This is a genomic window from Paenibacillus sp. PAMC21692 (assembly GCF_014303795.1).
Taxonomy (GTDB): Bacteria; Bacillota; Bacilli; order Paenibacillales; family Paenibacillaceae; genus Pristimantibacillus; species Pristimantibacillus agaridevorans.
In genome coordinates, this window is record NZ_CP060293.1 from 3,327,401 (window position 1) to 3,344,091 (window position 16,691).

Below are 16,691 nucleotides of genomic sequence, written 5' to 3' on the forward strand. Positions count from 1 at the left end.
CGATGTCATGCAAGCATACGATGTCATTATTGCGGGGGCCCGGGTAGCGGGCTCCACGCTCGCCTACGAGCTGTCCAAGTCAGGTTATAGCGTCCTGTTGCTCGACAAGGCGACGTTTCCGAGCGATACGTTGTCCACGCATAATTTTCTGACGCACGGCATGGCGATGCTCGAGGAGATGGGGGTGCTGGATTCGTTGCTCGCATCGGGCACGCCGACCTACAGCCGAGCCGTCATTCAGTTCGATGATGCCGTTATCGACGGCCAGTTCCCGGAGGTGAAGGGACGCCGCGACTGTCTTTGTATCAGAAGGACGGTACTGGACGATGTTTTGTTCCGCCATGCTTCGAACATGCCGCGAGTATCCACGCTGGAGGGTTTCCGAGTGACGGGGCTTCTGTGGGAAGGCGGCGCGGTTGCCGGCGTGGAAGGAGTTACTCGCGCAGGAGAGCGCATGAAGTTTCCCGCCAAGCTGGTGGTCGGAGCCGACGGCCGCAACTCCGCGGTAAGAAAGCTGGCAGGAGCCGAGACGCTGATCTCCGTGCCCACCGATTTCGCTTCATACATCGGCTATTACGAGAACTATCGGCAGGAAGGCGAAATACACACCGAGCTGTACAAGGTCGGCGACAAGCTGGGAATCGTATTCCCGACCGGCGACGGTCTGCATGTGGTGGGGATCATGTTCCCTCTTGCCGACGAATACTGGATGTCACGATTTAGGCAAGCGCCCGGGGAAGCGATGAACGAAATCGTTCTCGACAGCTTTCAGGGCACCGCGATAGGGAGCAGGCTTCCTAAAGCATCGCTTCACGGACACGTGAAGGGGCTGCTGGGTTATGACAATGACTGGCATCGAGGCATGGGAGAAGGATGGGCGCTTGTAGGAGATGCGCTCACCTTTAAGGATCCCGCCGTTGGGCAAGGGATGCCGGATGCCATGCTCAGCGCGCGCCTTTTGGCGGGAGTGCTAAATGGGTATGAGGGCCGCTGGGAAGGACATTGGGACGTTATGTCGGAAGCTTACCAGAAGCAGACGGAGGAGGCCATGATGTCCCGCTTCCGTATGGCGTGCCAATTCACCAAAAACGTGCCGTTTACGCCGGAGGAGCATGATGTGAACGGGCTGATCGCTGCCAATCCAGATGCGACCGCGGCATTCCTCGGCATTTATAATCATGCGGTGGAGCCGGAACAGTTCCAGGGACATGTGATGCGGTTAATAGAGCAGAATCGATGAAACGCAAGCGGCGTTATATATTGAGATAAGCGTAGACATTACAATAATAGAATTTGCATAAGGATGGGCGTTTACGCCTCTGGAGCTGCTCGATTGAGAGCGAAGCCGGGGGCGTTTTTTTTGTGTTTCAACCATAGGAAAACAATCTCCATACTTGACCTATGAGGATGTCGATTCATTGTGTGCAAAACCGGAAATGAAGCTGCAATCAATCGCCGGCAACCTGTTTACGGAAATGAGGGCCCTTATATGGAACGTTTGGCGTGATTTTAAAATCCAACGGAACTCTGCGACGTTATTCGTGAGAAATCCAGGCAAATCGCGAGCTTTTGCCCATCATAAGGGCTGTCAGTTCCATTAGATTTGCGAAGTGCCGCTTTTTGCTGAAATAACGCCTCTCATTTCCGTTGCAGTTCAGTTGCTCCCGTTCATTTCTTTCCGGACACTCGCCCGCAATTTCACCTTTGCACAATTAAATAGATAACCTCTTTATGTCCTTTAGATTTTCGAAAACCTAAATAATCGAAGAAAAACGTCATTTATGTCCATTAGGCGGTGAGTGATGGGACGTTTTTGGTTTTTTTGAATCACCTTCAGGTGATTTTGTTCCTCGTATTGTGCGGTAAAAGAATATATGATATATTATTCCAAGTTAATTAAGACACAAATATAGTTAATGTGACTCATAATAGGGAAGAAGGGGAGAACGATTCAGCTTACTTCCAGACAGTTAGAGCTTCTGGATCTCGTCAAAAAACATTCGCCTGTTACAGGCGAACAGCTTGCGGAATATTTGGGCGTGAGCCGTCCGACGCTTCGATCGGACTTGTCGCTGCTTGTCATGCTTGGCATGCTGGACGCGAAGCCCAAGGTTGGTTATTTCCTCGGAAATACATTAAGGACGGCCGGAGAGCCACTGCCGAGATTCAACTCGATGAAGGTGAAGGACGTGCAGGGGGTGCCGGTAAACATTCCGGATACGTTATCCGTTCACGATGCCGTCATTATGTTGTTCACGGAGAATGCGGACACGCTTCTCGTTGTTACGGAGAACAAGCGGTTTGCGGGCATCATTACCCCCAAAGATCTGCTAAAGATCACGCTCGGCAATGCCGGTGCGGCCTCTATTCCCGTCAGCATGGTCATGACGCGATATCCTAATATCGTGACGCTGTCGCCGGACGATTCAGTGCTCGACGCCATTCGCAAAATGTCGCTTCATCAAGTGGACTGCCTGCCTGTTACCGTCGAATCGGATGATGGCGCAGGGCAGCCCGTCGTTACGGGCTGGGTGTCCAAATCGAATATTATTCGCTTGATGGCGGAACACGCGACATCTCAGGAATTGGGGGAGCCTGGTTTATGAAGCAACCATACATCTATGTCTGTTCGGACGCGGTGGGGGAGACGGCGGAAGCTGTTGCCAAGGCGACACTCAGACAATTTTCGACCGACCATGTCAAAATAAAACGTTACTCACATATTCGCACGGAAGACGAAATATTGCGTATTATTGCGGAAGCTTCGCTGACGGGCGGCTTTATCAGCTACACGCTCGTGCAGCCGGAGTTGCGGGAGCTGATGCGGGAGGAAGCGATGAAGCTGGGCATCCGCGCGGTCGATGTCATGGGCCCTATGATGCAGGCGTATGTCGACACCTTCAACGATCTTCCGCGCAGGCAGCCTGGGCTGCTCCACTCGATCGACGCAGAATATCACAAGCGGATGGAAGCCATTGAATTTGCAGTCAAATACGACGACGGCAAGGACGTATTCGGTCTGACGCAAGCGCAGGTTATTCTCATCGGAGTGTCGCGTACCTCGAAGACGCCGCTCAGCGTATTTCTGTCGCACAAAGGCATTAAAGTGGCAAACCTGCCCCTCATGCCGGAGGTGACGCCGCCCGAAGAGCTGAGGCAGGGGCCGGGGAGAATCATTGTGGGGCTTACCATGCAGCCGGATCATCTGCTGCATATTCGCACAGAGCGGCTAAAGGCGCTGGGCTTACCGTCTACGGCGCAATATGCCTCGCCGGATCGGATTCGGGAGGAACTGGATTATGCGGCTGGCGTTATGGAGTCGCTGGATTGCCCGATCATCGATGTGACGAACAGAGCCATCGAAGAGACGGCCGGCATTATTTATGAATGGCTTGCGAAATAAATGTCAATACCTATGAATAAAGATGGAGGGGTAGCAATGGATAGAACATTTGTGATGGTAAAGCCGGATGGAGTTGCCCGTGGATTGACGGGTCATATTGTTTCGAGATTCGAGGAGAAAGGGTTCAAGCTGGCCGCAGCGAAGCTGATGCAACTGGATCGTTTGGTGGCCGAGGAGCATTACGATCATCTGCGCTCGAAAGTATTTTTCGATGAGCTGGTAGATTTCATTACATCCGGTCCCGTATTCGCGATGGTGCTCGAAGGGAAGGACGCGGTTAAAAACGCGCGGTCGCTTATCGGCGCCACTAATCCTTCCGATGCGCTGCCGGGCACGATCCGCGGCGATTACGCTATTGATGTCGCCAGCAATATTGTTCATGGCTCCGATAGCGAGGATAACGCGGAAAGAGAGATCAACCTCTATTTTCATTGATCATAAAAATGAAAATAGTTGACGAATCACACTAGTATATGGTAGATTCTTAATCAAAGTTCAATACCACCAGCGGAAGCACCGCAATGTTGCAGCAATAGGCTGCATGCATTGCGGTGTTTTTTGTGTTGCAGCGGAGTTTTGGCGGTGATAGCGCTGGAGAAGAGGAGAGGATGGGATGAACAAGCTGCAATTGGCCGTTGCGGTCAAGGAGAAGGAGTATCTCAGAAGGCTCGCTGACTATATCAGAGGGAGCGTTTATGCGGCGAGATGGCAAATAACCGCATTCACGAGCGTTAATTCGTGCAAGCAGTATATGAAGCAGGGCTTCAGTATCGACATCATCGTCGCGGAGCGTGAGTTCGCGGAGGAGTTGCGGCACTCAGCGCAAGGCGTGCAGGTTGTTTTGCTGAGCGATCGACCGGCTTCTGGCGAAGGAGAACTGGAACTGAAACTGGAACTGTATCGTTACCAAGCGCTTCCGCAGTTGATGAATGCACTGGAGAGAATATATATCGATGGTGCAGGAATAGAGCGTTCAGTTAGTCTGGCACCTAATGGCTTGAGGGGCTTGGCGGGAACGGAGCGAACGCTTGTCGCAGCCGTGCATTCGGCAGCAGGCGGCGTTGGCAAGACGACGGTTGCGCTCCATCTTGCGGCTGCGGCCGGAGCGGCTGGCATGCGTGCTTGTTATGTCAATCTGGAATGCTGGGACACCACACGGGTCTGGTTTGGAGACGGTAGACGGGAGGAAGCTGGCGCGGGTCTATCCGATCTTCTTTATCTTGTGAAGTCGGGCAATGCCGTGACACGCGAACAGTTGAAGAGCTCTCGCAGGTACAACGCCGTGCTGAAGTGCGATTATATGCCCGGTTTCGCCAATCCGGAGGACAGGCTGACGCTAGGCGGCGAGGATTATGTCGGGCTTGCTGCGGCAATATCATCGAGCGGAGGTTATGATCTGCTTGTTCTGGATATGGATGCCGGATGGTCGGAAGCGGAAGTTTCATTGTTGCGGAAGGTCGATCTCGTCTACGAAGTCGTAAGGAATGATCGTTCCGTCATCGACAAGCAGCGGCAGGCCATGTCCTACTTCCGGCAAGATTCAGAGGGACGTTGCGGAGACCTGTGGAAGAGATGTCTTCTCGTATGCAATGGTGGCTCGCGAGCAGTAGAAGCCGACGCGTTCGGGGGGATGACAGGACTGCTAAAGGAATCTTCCGCATGGCTGCCAGAGGTGCCGGAATGGCGCTCACAGGGCTGCTCGCCCCTTGCATCCTCGTCTTATCTGGCCGCAGCCAGTCTGCTGGTAAAACGATTTATGTCAGAGGGAGATCGCAGACGTGCCGCCGGATGAAAGTATTGCGGAGCTGCGCAGCCGTATTAGAGCATCGATCGACTTCACCGCTTCCATTACGGATGAAGAATTGCTTCGCAAAACCGAAAGCGTCGTTTTTGAGTGGCCTGAGAGCCGATTCCTTTCCGCGGCGGACAAGGTCAAGCTGGTCAAGCGGCTCTACCATTCCTTTCGCGGACTTGATCTGCTGCAGCCGCTGATGGAGGATCCGCTCGTCAACGAAATCATGATCAATGGCCATAAGGATATTTTCGTAGAGCGGCAAGGGGAGATGACGAAGCTGCGGGAGAGCTTCGAAAGCGAGGAGAGGCTGCAGGATCTCATTCAGCGTATCGTGGCAGGGGTCAATCGGATCGTAAACGAATCCTCGCCCATAGTAGACGCAAGGCTGCCCGACGGCTCGCGTGTTCATGTCGTGCTGCCGCCAGTCTCGCTCAGCGGTCCATGCGTGACGATCCGGAAGTTCCCGGAACGCCCCATGAGCATGAAGGAGCTGGTAGAGAAGCAGTCTCTTACGGCGGAAGCGGCTTTTTTCCTGCAAGAGCTGGTAGAGGCCAAATACAACATCTTTATTAGCGGAGGCACCGGCACGGGCAAAACCACATTCCTTAACGCCTTGTCGCAACATATTCCGAGCGAGGAGCGAATCATCACGATCGAGGATTCCGCCGAGCTGCAGATCGCTTCGGTGCCTAATCTGGTCTCGCTGGAGACAAAAAATTCGAATACGGAAGGGAAAGGAAGCGTCACGATTAGGGAGCTTATACGCGCATCGCTGCGCATGAGGCCGAATCGAATCATTGTAGGCGAGGTTCGCGGCGAAGAGGCCATCGATATGCTGCAGGCACTCAACACCGGGCATGAGGGTTCTATCTCCACCGGTCACGGAAACAGCGCGCTGGATATGATGGGACGCCTGGAGACGATGGTGCTTGGCGCAGCCGAGCTGCCTCTGCCCGTCATTCGGGGACAAATCGCTTCGGCGATTGACATCGTCATTCATCTAAGCCGCGGCAGAGACCGCAGACGCCGCGTGATGGAAATTTGCGAGATGGGCGGCGTCGATGAGGGCAGAATTACATTAAATCCTCTATTCGTAAGAGGCGAACCTGAGGAAGGCGCATCTGCCGGGCAATTGTTGCGGACGGAAGTGCCGCTTGCGAGGACGAATAAGCTCAGGGCCGCAGGGAAGGAGGTGGGTCTGATCTGACTATATCGGCGAGAAGCAAACCCTGGAATCTAGTGAATAAGATAATGGGCTGGTGCGGATGGAGGGATGCCAGCGCGCGCGAACGAGAACGGAATCAACACGGTGGAAGGACGATTATGACGGATTATGCGGAATACGAGATGAACAGAAGGGAGGTAGTAACGTCCGTCCTTGGAGGTTCGGCGATGCTGTTCGTCGCTTTATATTTGTTCTATCATTCCATACTTGTATCCCTGATAGGAGCTTTGGCTGGAGCTGCGGCTCCAAGATGGCGACGCGGCGTCTTGCTTCGCAGGCGAAGAGAACGGCTGAAGACGCAATTCAAGGAGCTGCTGTTTTCCTTAACGTCATCGCTCGCCGCGGGTCGTTCGGCAGAGAATGCGTTTCGGGCTGCATGGGAGGATTTAAGTCTGCTTTATACCGAGCCGAACGCGGATATTCTGAGAGAGCTGCGAGTAATCGGCCATCTGTTGGATCAATCGATTCCGCTTGACGAAGCTGTCCGAGACTTCGCGAGGCGTGCCGGCATCGACGAAATAACGATGTTCGGCGATACTCTGACCGCATGCAAACGATCCGGCGGCGACCTGCTGGAGGTTATGAGACGAACGTCGTCGATGATTGGCGAGAAGATGAGCGTCGATGGAGATATTGCCGTGCTGCTGGCGCAGAAGCGATTTGAGGCGCGGATCATGATGGCGGTTCCTTTTGTTTTTCTCGGTTTTCTGGGATGGGCTGCTCCAGACTATATGGCCCCGTTGTACAGCGGCTTCGGGTATGTTCTCTTAACGATTGCGTTGCTGCTGTTAGGCGGTTGCTTTTGGCTTATACATCGTATTATGTCTATCGAAATGTAAGGAGTGGATGGCATGCTTGCAGCGTCAGCGACAGGTATGGTCGCGATATGGTTATATCTGATCGGTGCGGCGACGCTCAAGAAACTTTTGAATGCGATCCGATTGAGAAGAGATCCCTCCGGGGGGTGGCAGGAGGTTTTGCTGGCAAGCCCCTTCCTTCGTGTTCTTGCATTGGCGGAGCGTCTTGAGGTTGCGAGTCTCCGGGTCGAGACGCTTCATCGCCAGCTGATGGTGCTAAAGGGCGTCTCGTGGTCGGTAGAGCAGACAAGATCAGCGGCGGCGCAGTCGCTTGGACAGGCATATGGAGCTTTGACGGCAAGTTTGATCCTGGCAGGGTTCACGGGCGAATCCGTAATGTCCATGATGGGAGCTGTCGTGGCCATTGTGCTGGTGCTGCGTCGATTCGTGGAAGCGGATCGAGAAGTAGAGCGCAGGAGGCGGGCCATCATAGCGGCGCTTCCGGATATGCTGGCCAAGCTGACGCTGCTCGTCGGCGCAGGGGAGACTGTGCAGGGCGCATTCGCGAAATGCCTTAATGGCGGACCAGGATACGGGGACAGTCCGTTGCATAGGGAATGGCGGCATGCCGTCCTCTCGCTCCAGAACGGGCAGTCGTTCGGCATAGCGATCGAAAGGCTGGGCAGAAGCTGCGGCGTTCAGGAGGTTGCCATATTTACGACGGTTATCCTGCTGAATTACCGCAGAGGAGGCGATCGCTTCGTGCTGGCGCTGAGAGAATTCTCGTATTCGTTATGGGAGAAACGTAAGGCTGCTGCGCGTACAAGCGGCGAGGAGGCTTCGTCGAAGCTGGTATTTCCGCTGGTCGGCATCCTGTTCATTATGATGGTGGTGGTCGCTGCGCCTGCGTTTCTACTCATGTCCTGAGATCGACATAGGGGTTGTTCAAAAAGTCCGCTTTTGATCACGAAGTATGCCACGAAGTGTACTCGACATCGAATATTGAATTCAGGCGAAACTTCCGGTGCTCACGTAGCTTCCACTACGCTCCGCTCCTCAGTTTCTACCTTCATTCAATCTTCTCGGTGCTGAAAACCGAACTTTTTGAACACGGTCTAAGGGGTTTTACATTTAATCAAGATAAGAGAGGGATGAGATCGGATGAAGAAGCTGACAACGGGATGGAGATCGTTCTGGAGGAATGATCAGGGGCTGGGTACGCTCGAGATCATATTGATTATAGCCGTCGTCATTATTATCGCACTGTTGTTCAAGGACTGGATTATCGAGCTGATCGAGAACCTGATGGGCAAAGCGGACGATGAAGCCAATCGCATCTTCGAGAATTAACAGGCTATGGCGACGTGAGGAGGGAAGCTTCAGCTTGGAATCGGCGATGGTGTTTCCCATGCTGTTCATTCTGATTTTCCTATTCCTCTTTATGGGCATGTTCGTTTACCAGAATGTCATGGTGAGTTATACGGCTGCCGTTACGTCGGAACGGGCTGCCTTCGCCTGGGACAACAGTCATCGGGATCCGAGATCGGGAATATTGACGGAGGCAGCCTATGACGGGTTGTATACCGAGCTTGGAAGCGATGGCGTAACGGGGAGCCTGTTCGGATTGATCGGTAATCCGGAGACGGTATCCGTGTCGTTGCCATCCGGGCGAACGGAGGGAGCAGGGAGTGCCCTTGCCGTAACCAAGCTGTACCTGGCTTCGGACTGGATTGCTGCAGCAGGGCTTTCGTATTCGGGCGAGGTGACGCGGGTCAACGACGGACTGTTTAGGCTGGTGCGTACGAAGTTGGAGAAGCCGATCGGTTCCAACGTATTTCGTTCATGGGGCAAAGGCGAATTTGTTGATCCGACGGGACAATCGAACGCTCTGATTACGGCTCCTGTCGATTTCGTGCGTCATGTCGATTTGGCGCGTTATTATGCGAAAAAATTTTCTGGCGCGGCAGCAGGCAAAGCGACTTCGAAGAAGCAAGCAGGGAAAGTGCTGTCATCCTATGGGGGAGGCAGCCAGCCTTGAGAGAATAGGAATCGGTTGGAGGATGGGAGCGGGTATGCGGCATACGATATGGCGATATTTGATTAACGGGGAAGATGGCACGATCACGATATTTGCCGTTATTGTCCTTTCATCGCTGTTGTTGTTCTTCGGCACTTTGATCGATTACGCGCGAATTGCGGCAATGGGGCTTATGTCCGAGAACGCGGCCAGAACAGGCGTCCGTTCCGTTTTGTCGGCATACGATTCCTGGTTATACGAACGTTATGGACTGTTCGGACGTGGCGGCAGCGAAGGCGAGGAAATATTCCGGGAGGTTCTCGAAGGTAGCCGAGGAGAGGAGGCGGTTGCTGGAGGTTTTGGCCTGGTCCGTACTCGGCTTGAGGATGCCAAGCTTCATACGTCGCATGTGCTGGGAGATCATGACGTATTCGCAAGACAAGTGCTGGAAGAGATGAAATATAAGGCGCCGGTCGATATGACGCTGGAAGTTGTGGCCAAGCTTGTTCCGTTAGGGGATTCGCTGCGGCAGAGCGGCGAGACGTTCCATACGCTCGACGAACTGCGCAAGCTGTACGAGAAGCGAGAGAAGCTGCTGGAAGATGTACTGCTGTTACAGGAGCAGGCGGCGGACATCGTAGCTGGAAGCGAGGTTCTTCCGCTTGTGCCTGCCGGAAAGGCTGCTTTGAAGCTAGGCAGTAACTCCGTCCATAACGGAACGGTCCAATCGCTGCTGGAGCGATTTGCCGCTTACGCCGGGCAGGTTGGACAGGATGACGGAGCAGATGAGCCGGAGAATGGGAACGAGATCGCCTCATTCGAGAAGGAGGCTGCTTCGTTGGCTGGGCGGCTTCGATCGGCAAGCGCGGCATTGGAGCAGAAGCACGCGGAGCTGTTATCCCGGGCGCGACGACAGCTGGACCAGGCGGAGGCCGTCAACGACGAGATGATCCGCATTAATAGCCGTACTGTTTCTCCAAGCGGGTATGACGGAGTTCGCGGGAAGGATGTGCCCGGCGCAGAGCCATACCCAGACGCAGGGACGGCCGCTTCCGAGCTGGAGGAGGTGCGCAGGAGCGGCGATAAACTCATACGGAATGAAGGCTGGTGGAGTTCGTACCGGCAGGAGCTGGGTGATCAAGAGACGAGCGGCAAGGGAATCGTAAGCGAGGTCGAGCAACTGCTGTCCAGGCTGTCCATTGCGATGGCTTCGCCGGGATCTGCCGCAGCGACAAGGCTGCTGAATGAAGGCGTGACGGAGATACAGTTGGCCGTTCAGCACTATGAATCGGTCTATGCCGGACAAGCTTCGTTATTGGCGAAACGGAAGACGGAGCTTGCGGATGCGGATATGAAGAAGCAACTGAAGGAAACGGAAGCCAAGACCGCTGCAGCTTGGCAGAATGCAGGCAGGCTGTTGAACGGTTTGGCCAGCATGCGGGATTTGCCTGAGCATCGGGAGCTGTTCCAATCGGTGAAGTCGCGTTACGAGGACAGTCTGCTCTTTAATCAGAAGCAGCAAGAGGACGGGAATAACGCCGGAACCGGATGGTCGCAAGCCAAGGATGCGAATCAAGCGGTGGAGCGCTCGACAGGGCAGATGGAAGGATTGTTTGCAGGGATGTCCGACATGCTGGCAAAGAGTCGCGATATGTTCTACTACGGGGAATACGCTTCGGACAGATTCAGCCACTTTGCCCCCCAACAGCTGCTGGATCTAATGGAGAATGGGGACATCGAAGGGATCGCGGAAGCAGCCTCCTTCCATAATCAAGAGATGGAATATTGGCTGTATGGATTCCATGATCCTATTGGCAATCTGATTGCCGCATATGGAGAGCTGTTCGGCGTCAGACTGGCTGTTCGAACGATGGAAGGCTTGATCGTCAGCAAAAATCTGGGGCATCCGCTGTTAATATTGTCCGGGGCCATACTCTATGGGTTGGAGAAGACGGCGGAGGATATGCTGAGCTTCGCCCGCAAAGGAAGCGCGCCATTATCGAAATATGCGAAGGTAGAGCTCGGCTATCTGGATTATTTGCGATTGTTTGCTCTTCTGCATGGAGGCAAGGAGGAGGAGAGGCTGTCCCGAATGATCGCCGTCATCGAGCAAAACAGCGATCTGGTGCTGGCGCAGGTACCGTCAGGCGTTACAGGCGAAGCGTCGATCTCTATAAAGCTATGGTTTTTACCCGGACTGACGAAGCTGATTGGCAGGCTTGGTTTGTTGAATGGGAGGGTGAACGATGGTCGCTTCGAAAGCTCCGAGACGGTGGGTTGGTCGTACTGAACAGGCGAAGATTTTGAAGCTGTTTCTCGAATTGAGAGGCAGAACTAATGGCTCCATCGTTGTCGAGGCGGCGATCGTGCTGCCGCTTCTGATCTTTTTATTGATGGCTTTCGTGCTGCCTATCATGCTTTGCACGGCACAGATGGCGTTACATGAGACGGCTTCGCAGACAGCCCGCAGTCTGGCTTCGCATATATATCCGGCTGAGCTTGCCGTAGATGGAATCTCCGGCAGCGTAAAGGGAGCAGTACCGTCGCTTCCGGCGCCGGCTGCTTCTAAGGATGAGCTGCCGAAGTGGAACGAAGTCGCGGCCGAGGCGGCGGAATGGCTGCCTGGGCCGGCTGGCGAGCTGGCAAGCTCGGCGCTTCGCGGCGATTGGGGACCGCTGGTAAATCTTGCTGCGACAGAGCTGGGACGCAGCACCATCGAGCCGCTTGCCCGAAGGTTTGCGGCGGAGACGGCCCTTCGTCCGGAACGACTGAGTTTGGCCAAGCTTATGCTTCCCGATCTGGTTAATAAGGATGACGCTTATCTAACCGTTGTTATTCAATATGAATTCCCTGTCAGGATGCCATTGCTGGGGAAGAAGATCGTACTAAAGGAACAGGTTCGCGAGCGGGTTTGGATTAGCGATGCGGAGGCGGCGGCCTATGGCTCGAAGATCGGTGGAGACGGTAATGAGAGCCCTCATCTGCAAATCGTCTCCATTACGCCGACTCCGATTCGCCCCGGTCAGAAGGCGACCGTGACCGTACTGACGAATCCCGGCCAACCGGTGTCTTTAGGCGTTATGTACAAAAGCGGTGCCAGCAAGGCGAAGCATCTTGGAGATGCCACCGCGGATGGAGAAGGTTTTGTGTCCTGGACTTGGCATGTGTCGGGCAATACAACGCCGGGCATTTGGGAATTGACCGTGACTGCGGAAGGGGAGCATGCGGAATCCAATGTGTCGAAACATTTTCTGGTCGAGAAACGAAACCGGGGCGATTAAGTTTCAATTCCATCATTGTACTAGAAAGGAGGGCAGACATGAGCACAAGCTTTGCCTTAGCAGCCTTGTTGTTGCTGCTGGTTGCGGCGTTTATAACCGACATGAGGTGGAGAAGGATTCCTAATTGGCTCACGTTTACCTTCTTCGTTGCAGGCTTGCTGTATCATATTTCGATGGACGGTGGTGCAGGGCTCGCTGCCGCGAGTTGGGGGGCAACGGCGGGATTCTTGCCATTGCTGCTGCTATATGCACTTGGAGGCATAGGAGCAGGCGACGTCAAGCTGTTCGGCGCGGCAGGCGCTTGGATTGGCGTTGGGACCGTTCTTCAGCTTATGATGGCCTCCATTGTGTGCGCAGGGATCATCGGTCTTCTGTTGCTCGCAGGACGAATGCTCCCTTCGGTTGCGATAAAAAAAGCAATCCGTTATTTGACCGAGTCGGATGCCGAATCTGACACTGCCATACAGAGTCATGAGAAGGGCTCCAGGAAAGTCCGCTCGCGCCCGCGGATGCCCTTCATGATTGCCGTTCTGCCAGCTGTTGCGCTGGTATGGCCTTCGCTTACGTAACATCATGTTATTGAAGAAAGGAGGGGATCGTGTTGAAGCCGTATCGCATTGATTTCGTCAACGGGCGAGGCCACGAGATGACGCTCGACAAGGATGGGGGCATTCGCAGATCCGAGCTGGACGAGCTGGAAATCAACATGCTGAGATCGCAAAACGTGCCTTGCCTGCTGCCATTGGAATGGATGGAGATGGACGGGAACCTCACGTTCCGTTATGCGCTGAACGGCAAGAAGATGCTGATCCACAGGCTGCAGCAGCAGCCCCTTGCGATGGAGCAATTCTATGGTTTGTTGCACAAAGTCGTTTCCGGATTGTTGGAATGCAGAGATTATATGCTACGGCCGGAAGGATGCATGCTTGGCGACACCTTTCTATTTGTCGGGGAGAATATTGAAGACGTTTCGTTTGTTTATGTACCGCTGCATGCCCGCAAGGAAGAGAGTGCGGCTGGCGATGATTTATTAGCGATGGTAGCCAGATGGTCTGCTTACATCGAGCATGTGGACGGAGAAGGCTTGCAGGAAGTGCTGAGGATGTTCGGCGGCAATCGATGGCCGCTCGAAGAGCTCAGGGAGCTGATGCTGGAGAAGCTTGGCAGCAAGCATCTGTTGCCAGAGGCGGCATCCGGCAATGATGGGATAACGAGTATATTCGAGCGCGGCGTTCCTGAACGGGCGGATTCAATGCACAGGCAGGGACTCGGATATTCATCCATTACAACTAATGAATCTATTGAATCTTTCGATCAAGGCGATGAGAGTTTTATTGATAGCGGCGAAGCTAGCGCCAAGAAATCAGGTAGCCGGCGTTGGCTGATTGCATCGGGCGGGGTACTAGGCACGGCATGTATCTGGCGATTCGTTTATCTTGGTTATAGCACAACGCAGACGATGCTCGTAAGCCTTGGCCTGACCGTCCTGCTATTGGCCGCCGTGGTATGGATGTGGAGAAGGGGAGCCGGCATGCTGCTGGAACCGTCTGCACCTGTGCCGGAAGGGGAGGACATGGCAGTCTCGTTCGAGCTTCATTCTGGTCCTTTGCGTAGGGGTGAACGTTGGCGGACAGACGACTCGCCTCGCGAGTCATGGAGCATGCAAGACGAAAGCGATCGCAAGGACGGCGTGACGACCAGCTCGCTGGGAAGCTATGCATTGCCTCCTAAAGTGAAAGAAGCGGAGGCCGAGCAGCGGAAAATGGACGATCTGCATGCCCCGACGACTGTCCTGGGCGGAAAGGATGCTGACCAAGCGAATGATGGCGGAGGCCACGTTGCGGCAGATGTGCTGCTAAGGCGGCGGTGGAATGGCAAGGAAGAGGTGATTCCGATCTCGTCAGATGTGTTTCGAATCGGGCGAGGCTGCGGAGGCGATGGCTACGAAGAGAAGGCGGACGGAGTATCGCGCTTGCATCTGGAGATTGTGAAAGAGCAAGGCTGTCATGTCGCCAAGGATTTGGGGTCAAGGAATGGGAGCCTGCTTAACGGGACGATGATGGTGCCTTACAAATCCTACCCGATAGCTGTCGGAGATACGATACAGTTAACGGGAAACAAAGGACCTGCTTATCAGTTCGGCAAGGGCTAGAAAAAGCCAGCCCAGGGAGGGCTGGCTTACTGGGAGACGAGGAGCTGCGTGAGCGCCTGATCCAGCTTGGGATACCGGAAGCGGAAGCCCAGCTTGGTCGACTTGACGGGAAGCGCGCGCTGTCCGTCAAGCAGAAGCGTAGACATCTCGCCGAGCCCGACTCGCATTAATCCTGCCGGAAGCGGGAACCAATGCGGCCGTCCGATCGTTTTTGCGATTGCCCTGCCGAATTCGTCGTTGCTGACGGGTTCGGGAGCAGATGCATTGACAGGACCTTTTATGTCGTCATTATCCAGGCAGAACAGGATGAGCCCGATCATATCGTCTATATGAATCCAAGAGAGACCTTGTTTGCCGGAACCGACGCGGCCTCCAATGAACAATCGGTAAGGAAGAAGCATCAACGGGAAGGCGCCTCCCTTGCGGGCGAGAACCAACCCTATTCGCAGCTTTACGAGACGTTTCGCGGGAATGGCGTCTGCCGCCTCTTCCCAACTGCGCACGACTTCCGATAAGTAGTCGGTCACGGCGGTCGGGCTGTCTTCCTCGAAAACTAACGTTTCCGAGCTGCCGTAGGCGGATATGCCGGAAGCATTAACGACGACGGATGGGCCATCTTGGAGCGAACGGACGAGACGTCCGACTCGTGCCGCAGCCCATTTTCGGGAATCCATGATACGGGCTTTGGCCGACTTCGTCCAACGTTGGTTAATACTCTCTCCTGCCAGGTTAACGATGGCGTCTATTCCTTCCAGGATGGAAGGATCCCGCTCCAGCATGTCCCAGGTTACGTAACTCGGTCCGGAGCCGGAGGGTTGCTTTGCGGCAGCCCTCCGTGTAATAATCCATACCGTATCACCACGCCCGATCAGAGCATCGGTCAAACCTTGTCCGATAAACCCCGTCCCGCCCGTTATTGCAACCTTCATCCCCCGTCACTCCCCGGCCGTTATTTGGCTTCGATCTTCGTCAGCCACAGCTGCTTGATGCCTTGTTCGCTGTCAATGACCTTCTCCGTATATTCGAATGCGACGGGCGCTTCCGATTCGAGCTCATTGATCGCGGGAGAAAGCTCTTCCGTAATGCGGTAAGCCGCAGCTCCCTCATCGGTTCTGATTTCAATGGAATTGGAATCGATCAGGCCGGTATAGATTCCCTCGTTGCTAATAATGATATCGGCCGGAGCGTCCGGATCCGTGCCACCTCCCGTAGTAGCGGACTCTTCGGGCTGCTTCGTCTCTTCGTCGTCGCCGATAGAGCCTGGATCCTGAATGCCGCTCTCCTCAGGCAATTGGTCATTAATACCGGGCTCGGGCGAGCCGTTCACGTTTTGACCTGCGTTGTTATTGTTGGCGCCGCAAGCCGATGCAGTAAGCATGACGGCCATCAATAATGCGGCAGCTCCAGCGGTCTTTGTTCTGCGTTTGTTCTTCATGGTTGAACCACCTCCTACGATAGTAAGACGAACGAGCGGGTGGCGGGGTTGCATAAATATGTCTAACCGGACATGACGGCACTGAAACAATACATCTATTGGCGGGTAGTCGCCAAGTGCGTCAGCACTATTTGTTAATCAAATGTTCGTAAGGTCTGTAGTCGATGCCTTTGCGTTCCATGAACGACATAAGGATCCGATAATCGCGCTTGGGCGTAGCGCGTATGTAGCCCTCAATACAATGCTCGCGCGTAACGGTCTTCGCTCCGTGTTCGATTGCGACTTGACCGATCTTGGCCGCGATGGAATGTTTGGCAATGTCGCGGAAGGCATTAGGCACCGGCGATACCAGCTCATCGAGGAACTGCTTCGACTCTTCCCCCCACATGCTGCGGCTGCGCTCGACCCAATAATTCTGCCAATCCAGCTTGGACTTTCCGTCCCTCATCGGGAGCACCTTCAGGAACTTCCGGAACATGAAGAAGCCGCCAACGGACATGGCTATAACCATCACGATCGCCCAGAAAACGATAAAATACATAAACCAGCTTGGCGTTCCGTTCATACCTTATGTCACCTCAATAAT

The 16,691-nt window shown here is 54.4% G+C and carries 17 protein-coding genes; 14 read left to right on the top strand and 3 right to left on the bottom strand.

Annotated features, from left to right (window positions below; genetic code table 11):
• Nucleotides 1–7 precede the first annotated feature (7 nt).
• The 14 genes from H7F31_RS13030 to H7F31_RS13095 all read left to right on the top strand — a co-directional run bounded on the left by H7F31_RS13030 (nucleotide 8) and on the right by H7F31_RS13095 (nucleotide 14,670).
• Nucleotides 8–1,240 carry an NAD(P)/FAD-dependent oxidoreductase gene (locus tag H7F31_RS13030; RefSeq protein WP_187104523.1) on the top strand — a complete coding sequence of 411 codons (1,233 nt, stop codon included), beginning with the start codon at nucleotides 8–10 and terminating at the stop codon, nucleotides 1,238–1,240.
• A gap of 709 nt (nucleotides 1,241–1,949) precedes the next feature.
• Complete coding sequence (locus H7F31_RS13035; RefSeq protein WP_315970573.1) at nucleotides 1,950–2,606, top strand: helix-turn-helix transcriptional regulator; 657 nt, start codon at nucleotides 1,950–1,952, stop codon at nucleotides 2,604–2,606.
• A complete protein-coding gene (locus tag H7F31_RS13040) occupies nucleotides 2,603–3,403 on the top strand; it encodes a pyruvate, water dikinase regulatory protein (protein ID WP_187104524.1) in 801 nt (266 codons plus the stop codon). The genes H7F31_RS13035 and H7F31_RS13040 overlap by 4 nt, the downstream gene beginning before the upstream one ends.
• Nucleotides 3,404–3,439: 36 nt before the next feature.
• Nucleotides 3,440–3,838, top strand: a complete 399-nt coding sequence (ndk, locus tag H7F31_RS13045) for a nucleoside-diphosphate kinase (RefSeq protein WP_187104525.1) — start codon at nucleotides 3,440–3,442, stop codon at nucleotides 3,836–3,838.
• A gap of 178 nt (nucleotides 3,839–4,016) precedes the next feature.
• Nucleotides 4,017–5,195 (top strand): P-loop NTPase family protein, encoded by a 1,179-nt coding sequence (locus tag H7F31_RS13050; RefSeq protein ID WP_187104526.1) that lies wholly within the window; start codon nucleotides 4,017–4,019, stop codon nucleotides 5,193–5,195.
• Nucleotides 5,182–6,405, top strand: a complete 1,224-nt coding sequence (locus tag H7F31_RS13055) for a TadA family conjugal transfer-associated ATPase (protein WP_187104527.1) — start codon at nucleotides 5,182–5,184, stop codon at nucleotides 6,403–6,405. Before H7F31_RS13050 ends, H7F31_RS13055 begins: the two co-directional genes overlap by 14 nt.
• A gap of 116 nt (nucleotides 6,406–6,521) precedes the next feature.
• Entirely contained in the window at nucleotides 6,522–7,262 is a 741-nt protein-coding gene (locus H7F31_RS13060; RefSeq protein WP_187104528.1) for a type II secretion system F family protein, read from the top strand.
• Nucleotides 7,263–7,274: 12 nt separating this feature from the next.
• Entirely contained in the window at nucleotides 7,275–8,147 is an 873-nt protein-coding gene (locus H7F31_RS13065) for a type II secretion system protein (RefSeq protein WP_187104529.1), read from the top strand.
• A 234-nt stretch (nucleotides 8,148–8,381) separates the two neighbouring features.
• Nucleotides 8,382–8,570, top strand: coding sequence for a Flp1 family type IVb pilin (locus H7F31_RS13070; protein WP_187104530.1), 189 nt, complete (start codon nucleotides 8,382–8,384; stop codon nucleotides 8,568–8,570).
• Nucleotides 8,571–8,604: 34 nt separating this feature from the next.
• The gene (locus tag H7F31_RS13075) at nucleotides 8,605–9,258 is read left to right on the top strand and encodes a hypothetical protein (RefSeq protein WP_187104531.1); all 654 of its coding nucleotides are present in this window, start codon (nucleotides 8,605–8,607) and stop codon (nucleotides 9,256–9,258) included.
• Nucleotides 9,259–9,292: 34 nt separating this feature from the next.
• On the top strand, nucleotides 9,293–11,527 hold the full coding sequence (locus H7F31_RS13080; RefSeq protein WP_187104532.1) for a TadE/TadG family type IV pilus assembly protein: 2,235 nt from the start codon (nucleotides 9,293–9,295) through the stop codon (nucleotides 11,525–11,527).
• Nucleotides 11,484–12,518: a TadE/TadG family type IV pilus assembly protein gene (locus H7F31_RS13085; protein WP_187104533.1), complete on the top strand. Its 1,035-nt coding sequence runs from the start codon at nucleotides 11,484–11,486 to the stop codon at nucleotides 12,516–12,518. The genes H7F31_RS13080 and H7F31_RS13085 overlap by 44 nt, the downstream gene beginning before the upstream one ends.
• 38 nt (nucleotides 12,519–12,556) lie before the next feature.
• Nucleotides 12,557–13,087: an A24 family peptidase gene (locus H7F31_RS13090; RefSeq protein ID WP_187104534.1), complete on the top strand. Its 531-nt coding sequence runs from the start codon at nucleotides 12,557–12,559 to the stop codon at nucleotides 13,085–13,087.
• Between the two features lie 32 nt (nucleotides 13,088–13,119).
• On the top strand, nucleotides 13,120–14,670 hold the full coding sequence (locus H7F31_RS13095) for a DUF6382 domain-containing protein (RefSeq protein ID WP_187104535.1): 1,551 nt from the start codon (nucleotides 13,120–13,122) through the stop codon (nucleotides 14,668–14,670).
• Nucleotides 14,671–14,696: 26 nt separating this feature from the next.
• Here H7F31_RS13095 and H7F31_RS13100 read toward each other — a convergent pair whose 3' ends face one another.
• From H7F31_RS13100 to H7F31_RS13110, 3 genes are all read right to left on the bottom strand, one after another.
• On the bottom strand, nucleotides 14,697–15,599 hold the full coding sequence (locus H7F31_RS13100) for a TIGR01777 family oxidoreductase (protein WP_187104536.1): 903 nt from the start codon (nucleotides 15,597–15,599) through the stop codon (nucleotides 14,697–14,699).
• Between the two features lie 20 nt (nucleotides 15,600–15,619).
• Nucleotides 15,620–16,105 carry a hypothetical protein gene (locus H7F31_RS13105; protein WP_187104537.1) on the bottom strand — a complete coding sequence of 162 codons (486 nt, stop codon included), beginning with the start codon at nucleotides 16,103–16,105 and terminating at the stop codon, nucleotides 15,620–15,622.
• 127 nt (nucleotides 16,106–16,232) lie between these two features.
• Entirely contained in the window at nucleotides 16,233–16,670 is a 438-nt protein-coding gene (locus tag H7F31_RS13110; RefSeq protein ID WP_087570833.1) for a DUF2621 domain-containing protein, read from the bottom strand.
• Nucleotides 16,671–16,691 lie beyond the last annotated feature (21 nt).